Raw genomic sequence first — 10724 nt, forward strand, 5'->3', positions numbered from 1 at the left:
ATCGTTGAGTGTCTTTTTAAGTAACTGAGCAATGACTCTGTGGGTTCGTTGCGAGTTAGTTCTTGTTCCTTCTGTAACTACCTTGTTAGCGCGCGGAAGAACCGTCTGAATCCAGTTCTGGGTTTTGTTGTGCCTCTAAACGAGCCACTTCGGCATCAAGCTCTGCAATTTTCTCTGCCATTAGTGCGTGACAGCGATTGGCCAGCTCCCTTGCATCACTAAGCTTGTAGCCGGATACATCGATAGGTTCCAGCATCTCGGTGATCACAATGCCATTATTGGCACGATTAAAGTCGATCTTATTGTGAGTGGTGCTGGTACACACCGGGGTGATAGGAACGCCAGCTTCAATCGCCATTCGGAAAGCGCCTGTTTTGAATGGCAGCAATCCACGCCCTTTACTACGGGTTCCTTCCGGGTAAACCCAAACAGACAGGTTTCTCTGATGAATCGCTTCCGCCACTTGCTTGATGGTATCGCGTGCTTTGGATTTGTCTTCGCGGTTAATCATGATGTTTCCGGTGATCCAGTACAGCAGACCAAAGAAAGGCACATACAACAAATCGCGCTTGCCCAATGAAACAGTGCGTGGTCTTAGCATTCCTGGGTCGGTTACAAAGTCCAATATGCTTTGGTGGTTAGAGATGTAGACGCTGTTTTCTGGTGTTGGGGCATTGTCTAGGCCGCGCTGCACCAGTTTTACACCGATGATCTTTTGGAGTTGGTTGAACCAACGACAGAAAACGTACACATGCTTGGGGTTCTTGGGGCTAAACAAGCAGTAAACAAAAGCACATAGAGTGGTGAAAATAATAAACACCGTAGCCAAAATAATACGAAGAACAGCAAGCACAATTCACTCCTTACTCACCGCAAGATGGCAGTGATTAAATAGTTTTAGATGCTTGAAGTTTTCACTCTATTTAACCGAATTGCAACAATTAACTGTGATAGGGGGCTATTTTTAGATCTTTATATAAAACAAGGACTAACAATGGGTGTTTGACACAGTTATCGAGCTTACACGTGTTCACCAATAATGGCTTATGATCACCAATACTGTTTATTTGGATCCGATTTTTCTACCCATTCCGGATCTTGACGCGATTCTAAGTAGAGTTGTAGGCCGTTATAAGACATGAACGCTGCAGGGCCGCCGAGGTGCTCGAAATAGTCAAAATAATCATCTTCGAGAGCACAAAGGTGGGCTAAATCTTTAACCTTGTTAGCCAGCGCCCACTGAATGGCAAATACAGGCGCTATTGAGCCTGAAATATTCACCTCTTCGATGTTTGGGTTAAACACGGAATTAGCTTGCTCAAGCAGTATCTCTTCTTGTTCAGACTCTTGTTGTAGTACCTCTTCGACGATCTCCGAGCGCTTGGTATTAGAGATATTCTTGTTCAGCTTGGCGATTCGCAGTGCGTAGCTAAATCGGTCTGATGAAACGATGTCGACAAGCTGCGACAACAGCTCTTTGTCTACGCCTGCTGCTTTGGTGAAATAGTCGATACATGAATTGATTGAGGCATAACGAGTACCGTCAAACTCAAAGCCACTGGTTTCGTCGTATACCTCAAGTGGGATGTCATCAACCGACAAAGGCCAGCCTTTATAATCGACGCGTTGCTTGGCGATTTGATACATCTTCCAAGCGCTGCGCCCAAACCCGCCAAGTGTCGAGCCCGAGAAATCAGAATCAATAAGCTCTTGCTCCGTCCAGTTCTCACCGATGCCAAGGTGCTTAGCGTATTTGTCTATCAGAGTGTGTTTTATCTGATCGCGCACAGACCAAATTGAGGTCAGATTCTTTGAATAGTTAACTCTCGCACACTCATTACAAGCCGGCAGTGCTATCGGTGAATGGCCTATCTTGGCAACAGCCTGCGCTGTCTTAGGAAATTCAACAAGGTTACTGGAAGGTTCACCACAAAACCAACAGGTGTGGCGCAGGTTGAATGGGATGTCTATGTACGAGTATGTGGTCATTAGTCTTTATCGGCTGGGGGTTTGAGGTTGGTTTAATTATCAAAACAATTATCCCTGTTCGCGCGTCAGCTTGCACCTTGTTTGTTTTTGTTTTGCTGACGAAACTGATTCGTGATGTGACTCGCCTGATGAGCTCATTAGGTGGATATTGATATAAAACAGTCACTAACGATAAATATTGATTGGTGTGGCTGAACTTACATGAGCTGCTAGCAATCGCCTTAGCTCCCCATTACTATTGAGATAGACTCCTTACCCCAATAGCGCATATGTCCTCATCGATTCCTTTTTACGATAAAAATGCTCACACACTTTGTGAACAGTACAACTCAGTGACGTTCGAGACGGTGCATAAAAGCTGGCAAGCTTATTGGCCTTTAGAGGGCGATAAAGTACTAGATGTTGGTGCAGGAAGTGGTCGTGATGCGCTATGGATGCACAAAGCCGGAGCTGATGTTATTGCGATAGAACCAAGTGCTTTATTACGCGAACAAGGCTCCAAATATACAAGCCCAAGTGTTACCTGGATTGATGATTCACTTCCCTCGCTTGGCCGCACTGAAAACCTCGGAATGCGTTTTGACTTGATATTGGTGAGCGCAGTATGGATGCACTTAGCCTCGTCTCATCGAGAGCGTGCATTTAGAAAGTTGTCTAACTTGCTGGCTCCAAATGGCAAGTTGGTGATTACTTTGCGTCATGGGGAGTTTAAAGACAGTCGACAAGGCTATGAAGTCTCAGTTGAAGAGCTCGAGCGTTTATCAAAAAACAGCGCCTTGTTGGTTCGTCATGTTGATGATAGCCAAGATACATTGAACCGCAGTGAAGTGTGGTGGCAAACCGTGGTGATGACATTACCAGATGATGGCTCCGGCGACTTGAACAAGGTGCGCCACATTATTGTGAATGACAACAAGTCGGCCACATACAAGCTGGCCTTATTAAGAACTTTACTGAGAATTGCGGATGCTCATTCAGGCGCTGTGATTGATCGAACGGATGGGAAAATTTCTCTACCAGTGGGCTTAGTTGCTCTGTATTGGGTAAGGCAGTTTAAGCGTTTGATTGATATCGATATAGAAGGCGCTGGGATTCAGCAAAATAGCAACACGAGTAAAGGCCTCGGATTTGTAAAAGAGGATGGTTGGAATAAACTCAAACACCTCAGTGCTGATGATCTAGCGATAGGCACTATGTTTCTCGGCGATGAAGCCAAGGCACTACAGAAGCTGTTTTCACAAACGATCAGCACCATTAAATCAGGGCCTGTGACTTTTATTTATCAAGGCTCGAAAGACAACCGACTATTCGATATATACCCACCTCAGAAACGACGGAAGAGCCGAGAATCACTGGTCATTGATAGTGAGTTCTTAGAAAGCTTTGGCTATTTCACTCTCGATGAAAGCCTGTGGGAGTGCTTTAGAATCTACCACTCTTGGATTGAACCGCTGGTGGTGAATCAATGGGTCATGGAGATGCAGCGTTTCGAGTTGAACCGACAGCGAAGTATCTCACTACAGACGTATCACGACTGCTTGGTATGGATCGATCAAAACCACGATACTCGCGATGTGCGTAAACGTGTCGAACAACTTAGATCTGAACGTGCCGATATTGTCAGTGTCTGGAGTGGAAAATCATTAAAAAATGAGTATCACGTTGATCACTGCTTGCCTTTTGCTTATTGGCCGAATAACGACAAGTGGAACCTCTTTCCGACCACAAGCAAAGAGAACCTAAGCAAAAGTGACAAAGTTCCTACGGCTGAAAAACTTCGAGCGTCTAAATTTCGTATTCTCGAATGGTGGCAATTGGCGTGGAGCGATTCGGCTCATTTTGAACAACAATTCTTTTCTGAAGCAGCACTTTCTTTACCCAATATTCCACCACAGTGTCGAGACTTCGAAGAGGTGTTCGATGCAATGGGTTTACAGGTACGTGGCGTGAAAAGCAGACTGTTAATTAATGAGTGGCACTGATCATTAAGTGGCTAGTTATCCCAAATAGCCCTCAACAAACTAATCATCGAGAGCACAATGAAATACATCGGAATTGATGGCTGCAAGGCCGGTTGGATCGCTTGGATTATCTCTGACAGTGAGATACCTGCGTTTAAGGTGGAAAATACGCTCGATGAGTTGGTTGGTGATCTTACGGGATCAACAACATTAATCGATATGCCTATTGGCTTTAGCGATTCGCTTACTCCAGATAGATTATGCGATAAAGCAGCAAGACGTTTTCTCACCAGCAAGCGTGGTTCTTCCGTGTTTCCTGTTCCGTGCCGAGAGGCGGTTTATCAAACTGATTACATTGCGGCGTGCAGTGCCAATGTGGAGCAGCTTGATAAGAAATTTTCTAAACAGACTTGGGGAATTGTGCCCAAGATCCGCGAGCTTGATGAGCTCATTGAAACTCATCCCAATCTTTCTATCAGGGAATCACACCCTGAGGTGGTGTTTGCAGCTTTGAAAGGCGAACCGCTGATGTTTTCCAAACGAACACAAGAAGGCAAAGAGGAACGGCTTTCTATTATTCAGCAACTTGCCCCTCAATGGTGTGACGGCTTGTCGTTGGCCATTTCAACCACCAAGCGTAAAGACGTCGCGATAGATGATATTTACGATGCTTTTGTACTTATGTTGGTTGCCTATTACGCTCCGCAATTATCGACCTTACCTGAACTTTCTGATGTTGGTGGAGAAGCTGACAAGGATCAGAACGGACGAGTTAGAGAGATTGTCTATTGGAATAAAGCGCGCTAACAAATCGTGCGCTCAACTTGGCTTAATATGCTATTTTCCAACTTCTGCTATTTTCCAACTCTGCTACTTTTCACTCTTAATATTTTTGAGTCTTTGATATGAAACGTTTTATTGTCGGCTGGCTGGCCACTGTGCTCAGTGTTGCGAGTTATGCCCAAGTTGCCCCTATATCTCAATGGCAATGCGACATGATGAAAAAGAACAATGTCTTGAGTAGTGGTGCGCCTGTTGGTTGTGAGCGACTATCTAAGGTGGATTTCGATTTCATTAATTTCAAAGGGGAGACGCAACAGGGCAATATGATCGTGCTTGATGTTATTGCGCCAGCTCTTGAACAAATCTTTTCAGAGCTTAAACAGCGCAATTTCCCTCTTCATTCCGCTCGCCTAATGCGTGAATTCAGAGGTGACGACAACGCCTCAATGGACGCGAACAACAGTAGCGCGTTTAACGCTCGTCCTATTACCGGCGGAGGAGGTTGGTCGAAACATGCCTATGGTGTGGCAATCGACATCAACCCAGTTCAAAATCCTTTCTTAGAGTTCGATAAAAACGGAACCATCACGGTCAAGCCATCACAATCGGCAACCCGCTATGTGAACCGTACTCGCTTTCGCGCGCGTGATGAAATTGAACGCCGAGGCATGGCAGAAGATGTGGTTGAGCTGTTTGCTCATCATGGCTTTATTATCTGGGGAGGGGATTGGAATAGCCCAATCGATACTCAGCATTTTGAGGTCGGCTCAAGAAAGTTCGTCAATCAACTGCTTTCTAAACCCAAACCTGAAGCCAAAGTGTTATTTGAGCGCTACATCGAATCTTATCGACAATGCTTTAATACGAACCACAGTGATTCAAAAAATAAAGGTGAGGACGCAGAAAAAGCTCGAGCTATCTGTGCAAAGAAAACAGTCGGGACTTTTTAGTGCTATGTTTATCTAGAACCGTTTGTGTTTTAGCAAGTTAAACTCGCTTCAGGTGTGTTTTGAATAGCTAAGGTCAGCGCTTGTCGTTGGCCTTTTTTGTATTCATTTCTCCAATGTAACACTGAGTATTGAACAGGTTGTTGGGTATCCATTAGTCAATAATCGATAAGCTAATGCAGCGCAAAGTCATCGGTTTGTCATCGAAAAACTCATAGCGTTAACGTTATGTGAGAACCATTGCTGGTGGGGGAACTATTTGCCGAATCGCCAGTATTATTAGTGAACTGATCACAACGGACCAACTAATGAAAAAGATACCTTTGGCTCTAACTCTTTTAAGCACTCTACTTTTTACACAATATTCTTTGGCTACAGACACTTCACACACCACTCAAAACCCGACTTACGAACTCGATGGTAAGTCGGTATTAGGTCGTACTGAGAACGTGTACCTATCTAGCGTTCAAGGGCTAAAAGACGTTCCTTTCATTGGTAAAATTGATACCGGTGCGGAAACCACTTCTATGCATGCGGAAGACATTCATGTGAAGAGCTCTAATCCCGATTACCAAAATCTCAAAGACAAAGAGTTGATGGCGGCGTTAACCGAAGACCTGTTGAACAATTCCGATGTTGATTACGATGATTGGGATGGCAGCGCCTTTGCGAAATATGAAGCTGTGGTCTCTTTCAAGGTTCAAAACCCACGTACGGGTGACATGGTATTAATCGAAGCGCCTTTAGAGCGTGTCAGCATAATACGCAGCCGCACCAGCAGCACGCCTTTGCTTCGCCCTACCGTCAAAATGTCGCTCACCATTGCGGATCAAGAGTTAAAAACAGACGTTAACCTGACGGACAGAAGTCACTTCTCTGCGCCAGTATTGATCGGCAAAACCTTCCTTGCGGATAACGCACTGGTGTTTGCGGGTTACGACTATTTGCAGGAGCAGGAAAACGCGACGGTTGTTGGCCGAAAAGAGGTGGTGTCTATCTCCGGAATGGCGATGAACGCGACCTTCTCATTAAAAAATCGCTACAGCATTCTTCATGCGAAAGACATCGATGTAGATAAGAAGAACAGTGAAGTGACGTTTGATATGTTCGACAACGATGGTAAGCAGAAAGAGATGACACTGCCATTAGTTCGTATGTTAAGCGTGAGTGGTAAGAAAAGACCTTTGGTGTATGTGCCGGTTCAACTCGATGAAAACACAACCAAAGACGTTCTGGTGTACCTACGTGACCGCTCGAGTAGCGAGTCACAGTTGAGATTTGGTACAAGCACCGCTAGCGAACTCTTCATGATTGATACCAACGCTGAGAATATTCTTTCTGAAGGATCTGAGAATTTCAGCGAGGTCGCGAAGAAGACTGAGCCACTGATTATCTCACCGGAAGAAGATATCACATTAGATGGTTTCCCTATGAAGGCTGTTGCTTCATTTACTGTCAACACGCCTTTGTTGAAGGTCGACAGTTTTGAAATGGCAGGTAAAGGCAAAGAGGCTTCTGTTGAATTTTATCTTACAGATGTAAATGGTGAGAATCAGAAAATAACAAAGCCAATTATTAAGAAGCTTAAGGTCGGTGATGATACTCGTCTGGTTGTAAGTGGTGAGTTTTTGGGCGCTGGTAAAGTTCGCCAACAAGAGTTTGCTATCGATGTGCTTAACAGTAATGAAAAAGAAGCGTACTTCATTCTAGGTAAGAAGATGGCGAAAGATGGGGTATATGTGAATACTCGATCTGATTATCTTTTGAAATCGGAGCCTTTGTTTAAAGTAGGGCATATAGAAGTTGTTGAAGTCAACGGCATGAAGTTCCCGGCCAAGTTGGATACTGGCGCAGATGTCAGCTCAATGAACGCAGTCAACATCAAACGATTTAAGAAAGACGGCCAAGACATGGTGAGCTTTACCTATCAAAACAACCAAGGCGATAAGCAAGAGTTTACTAAGCCAGTGATTGATGTGATGCGTATTAAAGCCAAGAAAGGCGAGAAGGTGAACATTCGCCCAGTGGTAGAAATGAAGGTTAAGCTTGGAGACCTAGAGAAAGAGGTGAGGGTAAACCTTCAAGATCGCTCTCGCTTTGAATACAGCATGATCCTAGGTAAGAACTTCTTAAAGCACGGCGCAGTAGTGAGTAGCGATGAAGATTACTTACTGGGCGATATGGAGTAACACCTAAATTTATCTAATTTCTATCGGTTCAACTTCCTCATCAGTAACTGAACTGGCTGCGTTAATTATCAAGTAGAAAGCACAAAGAGCTTTTGCTCTTTGTGCTTTCTATATTCTGATTAGATAGCTTATCTATAAGTTAAAGCTCAATTTCAGTGATGAGTGGTGATTGTTTAAGGAAGTGCTTACATCTAGCCACAACGATTTCACGGTATCGGTTTAAATAAGGTAATTGTGAATCAGAAGTAGGAGTGACGAGAGATATAGCATCATCAATGTTGTTTATAATGTCATTTGCGATCTTTACTAGGCTCTGTTGAAGCAATTTTGGTGAAATACCACAATCGTCAGCAAACTCTACAAGTTGGTAGGCATTAATAGAATCTGAGTCAAATTCATCCCCAATTGCCATCGCAAGATCCTGCTCAAATTCAGGGTACATCCTTACATTGACTAGATCGTAAAGTGGCGTTGGTGTTAAGCCCGATTTTTGGACAAAGAAACTGAAGTTTTTGCCATGTGCATCTGCGTTATAAATGCAGAGATTGAACATTGCCCACTTTAGGATCGCTAGTTTTGCCGCTAATGGGTTTTCACATTGCTCTGTTACCGAAAAAAGTCGGGTGAAGCTGACACCATCACGAATATGACTGACATCTCTTTGTTTACCTAAGTTTCGTTCATACTTTCTATCGACACCTAGGTTACAAGCTTGACAGGCATCGATCATATGCCTTCGTTTCACACTTGTTGAGCTAAATAGCTTTCGATCAAATCTCTCTACAATTAAGGCTGGAAATTGGTCAAAATACCGCAACTCAACATCAGCAACATCTAGTTCAACTAGCTTCGCTAACTTCATCGTCACAAATTCATTTATGACAAGGTGTTGTTGGTCATTTTTTTCGAACTTCACAATATGAGTTGAGCATAGTTCACCCTCTCCAAACCCTAAGTTTCCATCGATAGATAAAACGTTGAGCTTAGATTGAACCCCCGCTACTGATAGTCTTGGTTTTCCTTCCCATATTTCTAAATACCAAAGCTCAGGGTCAGATAGTTTCTTAATTAATTCACTATCGTTGATTGGGTTGAAAGAGGTTTCAGTTTGAACTGGAGAAACACCTTCAGATAAGAACATCATTGCACCTGATGTATCTGTTCCAATACCACCAACTTGTGCAAATACGTTTGAACGTGATACGCCAAGAAAGTCGATCAAATAATCTAACCCTTTATTTTCAGGGAGCAAATTCTGTAAGAACCTCCTGATATTGACTGATGGTATATCAGAGTTAAATGGAAGGTGTGGCGATATGGGAAACCCATTATCAATCCAATCTTGCTTGTAGATTACAGATAGAGCATCACTTTCTTTACTCAGTGATAGTTTGCCTATGACTTGCTGGCTATAGACTATATCGAGGATGTATTGATTAGACCCAGACGTCATTACCTTTCTCCTGTGATGAGACTGAAGCATCTAAGTCTTGCCATGGTTGTATCGATATCTTTATTCCTAGAGCAGACACAACTTTCATTAAAGAGGTTAGTTTAATATCGGAGCTGCCTTGTTCAATTTTTATGTAGGTTTGTTTTGAAACACCAGAAAGCAATGCTGCATCTTGCTGGGTGATTTTACTTTGAGTTCTTTTTGCTTTGATCGCCTCACCAAGTAGTGATGGTGTGAACACCTGGCTTAGATCTGGTGACTCAGTTGCTTTTACTTTCTTAACCATAGAACCTCCATATAGCATGATGCAATAAAGTATGTCTTAGTAGACTTTTAAATTATTTATACGTAGATTTTAAATAAAAGTCTATTAAAGTTCACTTTTATGGTGAATACATTGAGTTATCACATAAAAGTCTACAGTAGTGAGCTTTTATGCTTACAAACTTGGCGATCTTATTAAAAGTCTAATGTGATTTACTTTATGTAATGAAAGAACAATAGAAAACTCAAAGCCATGGGGCTTTGAGATACCTAAAGTATGGCTAACTCTCTATCGGAACCTTAAGGTGGTCGTTCAAGTATTGTGTGTAATACAAAGGCATTACAACATTGTCTTGCTCTCACTTCTTGTTTCAACCTTTACTGTCAGATCTAAGGCTTGAATGATTTTAAACATGGTAGAGAGCGTGGCTTTATCTGGTCTAGTTTCAAAGTTAGAAATGGTAGCTTGCTTTATGCGACTCTCTTTGCCACTTCGAACTGAGTCCATTTATTTTTTGCGTATTAGCAATGAAGTACTGGCTAATTGTTGTGGGCTATAAATCACAAGTTGTCATTTCATATTATGAGGTTTGATCCCCATAGAGGATATTGGCCGTGCTATCCCAACAAAGGGATATATATAACTTTATACCTTGCAGGGGATAATCAAAGCCTTTGGCTTTAAAGAGGCATTGCAAGAAGGTGGATACCAGCCTTTATTCGTTCTGTGGCTAAGTTCTTCTGCGATTAGTGATTATCTGTGCGGGTAAGGTGATGGCTGTACGTAAGTAGATCAAATATGCCACACAAAAGTTAATTGGAAATACTGACTTTGAAACGTATGAGATGGTTCGAAACTAAAGTCATGGGAATCAAAAGCACTTTACACCGTGCGTCACCCTGTGAGTGAAAGGTAGCGCGTTTAGTACCGATAGCATAATTGATGACTATAAATGTCTCGTCCTAAAATACGTTGACAGTTTTTCTACTAAGCCAACAGCGTCAGCTGTTGGCTTTTTTCATGCACCTCATTTGGAGTTTTCATCCTGAGACTAAGGTGCGGCCTCATGTTGTTATAGGTACTTATAGACTCTTTTACTAGTTGTTTAAGCTCTCCGAGGTTTTTACACTTATCAAG

Annotated in this window: 9 protein-coding genes; 4 read left to right on the forward strand and 5 right to left on the reverse strand. The window is 42.9% G+C overall.

Going from position 1 to position 10724, the window contains the following annotated elements; all coding sequences use genetic code 11:
* Positions 1-85 precede the first annotated feature (85 nt).
* Together ACED25_RS15135 and ACED25_RS15140 are read right to left on the reverse strand one after the other, a co-directional pair.
* On the reverse strand, positions 86-853 hold the full coding sequence (locus tag ACED25_RS15135) for a 1-acylglycerol-3-phosphate O-acyltransferase (RefSeq protein WP_371695581.1): 768 nt from the start codon (positions 851-853) through the stop codon (positions 86-88).
* Between the two features lie 197 nt (positions 854-1050).
* The gene (locus ACED25_RS15140) at positions 1051-1989 is read right to left on the reverse strand and encodes a hypothetical protein (protein ID WP_371695582.1); all 939 of its coding nucleotides are present in this window, start codon (positions 1987-1989) and stop codon (positions 1051-1053) included.
* A 269-nt stretch (positions 1990-2258) separates the two neighbouring features.
* On the opposite strand from ACED25_RS15140, the gene ACED25_RS15145 reads away from it, so the two are divergent.
* The 4 genes from ACED25_RS15145 (at position 2259) to ACED25_RS15160 (ending at position 7869) form a co-directional block, all read left to right on the forward strand.
* On the forward strand, positions 2259-3971 hold the full coding sequence (locus tag ACED25_RS15145) for a bifunctional 2-polyprenyl-6-hydroxyphenol methylase/3-demethylubiquinol 3-O-methyltransferase UbiG (protein ID WP_102258217.1): 1713 nt from the start codon (positions 2259-2261) through the stop codon (positions 3969-3971).
* 57 nt (positions 3972-4028) lie between these two features.
* Positions 4029-4757, forward strand: a complete 729-nt coding sequence (locus tag ACED25_RS15150; RefSeq protein WP_102249571.1) for a DUF429 domain-containing protein — start codon at positions 4029-4031, stop codon at positions 4755-4757.
* 98 nt (positions 4758-4855) lie between these two features.
* Complete coding sequence (locus ACED25_RS15155; RefSeq protein WP_371695583.1) at positions 4856-5683, forward strand: M15 family metallopeptidase; 828 nt, start codon at positions 4856-4858, stop codon at positions 5681-5683.
* A 305-nt stretch (positions 5684-5988) separates the two neighbouring features.
* Positions 5989-7869: an ATP-dependent zinc protease gene (locus tag ACED25_RS15160; protein ID WP_371695584.1), complete on the forward strand. Its 1881-nt coding sequence runs from the start codon at positions 5989-5991 to the stop codon at positions 7867-7869.
* A gap of 139 nt (positions 7870-8008) precedes the next feature.
* Here the strand turns inward: ACED25_RS15160 and ACED25_RS15165 are convergent, their stop codons facing one another.
* The 3 genes from ACED25_RS15165 to ACED25_RS15175 form a co-directional block, all read right to left on the reverse strand.
* Entirely contained in the window at positions 8009-9322 is a 1314-nt protein-coding gene (locus ACED25_RS15165; protein WP_017098055.1) for a HipA domain-containing protein, read from the reverse strand.
* The gene (locus ACED25_RS15170; protein ID WP_009848316.1) at positions 9306-9608 is read right to left on the reverse strand and encodes a helix-turn-helix transcriptional regulator; all 303 of its coding nucleotides are present in this window, start codon (positions 9606-9608) and stop codon (positions 9306-9308) included. Before ACED25_RS15170 ends, ACED25_RS15165 begins: the two co-directional genes overlap by 17 nt.
* Positions 9609-10574: 966 nt before the next feature.
* A partial coding sequence (locus tag ACED25_RS15175) for an IS3 family transposase (protein WP_371695587.1) occupies positions 10575-10724 on the reverse strand: 150 nt, incomplete at its 5' end.

Source organism: Vibrio sp. 1F263 (assembly GCF_041439035.1).
In the GTDB taxonomy this organism is placed as follows: Bacteria; Pseudomonadota; Gammaproteobacteria; order Enterobacterales; family Vibrionaceae; genus Vibrio; species Vibrio tasmaniensis_A.

Bases quoted from the DNA above. Each gene is read 5' to 3' on its own strand.
- ACED25_RS15140 (WP_371695582.1), bottom strand. From the start codon at position 1,989: ATGACCACATACTCGTACATAGACATCCCATTCAACCTGCGCCACACC.
- ACED25_RS15145 (WP_102258217.1), top strand. From the start codon at position 2,259: ATGTCCTCATCGATTCCTTTTTACGATAAAAATGCTCACACACTTTGT.
- ACED25_RS15150 (WP_102249571.1), top strand. From the start codon at position 4,029: ATGAAATACATCGGAATTGATGGCTGCAAGGCCGGTTGGATCGCTTGG.
- ACED25_RS15155 (WP_371695583.1), top strand. From the start codon at position 4,856: ATGAAACGTTTTATTGTCGGCTGGCTGGCCACTGTGCTCAGTGTTGCG.
- ACED25_RS15160 (WP_371695584.1), top strand. From the start codon at position 5,989: ATGAAAAAGATACCTTTGGCTCTAACTCTTTTAAGCACTCTACTTTTT.
- ACED25_RS15165 (WP_017098055.1), bottom strand. From the start codon at position 9,322: ATGACGTCTGGGTCTAATCAATACATCCTCGATATAGTCTATAGCCAG.
- ACED25_RS15170 (WP_009848316.1), bottom strand. From the start codon at position 9,608: ATGGTTAAGAAAGTAAAAGCAACTGAGTCACCAGATCTAAGCCAGGTG.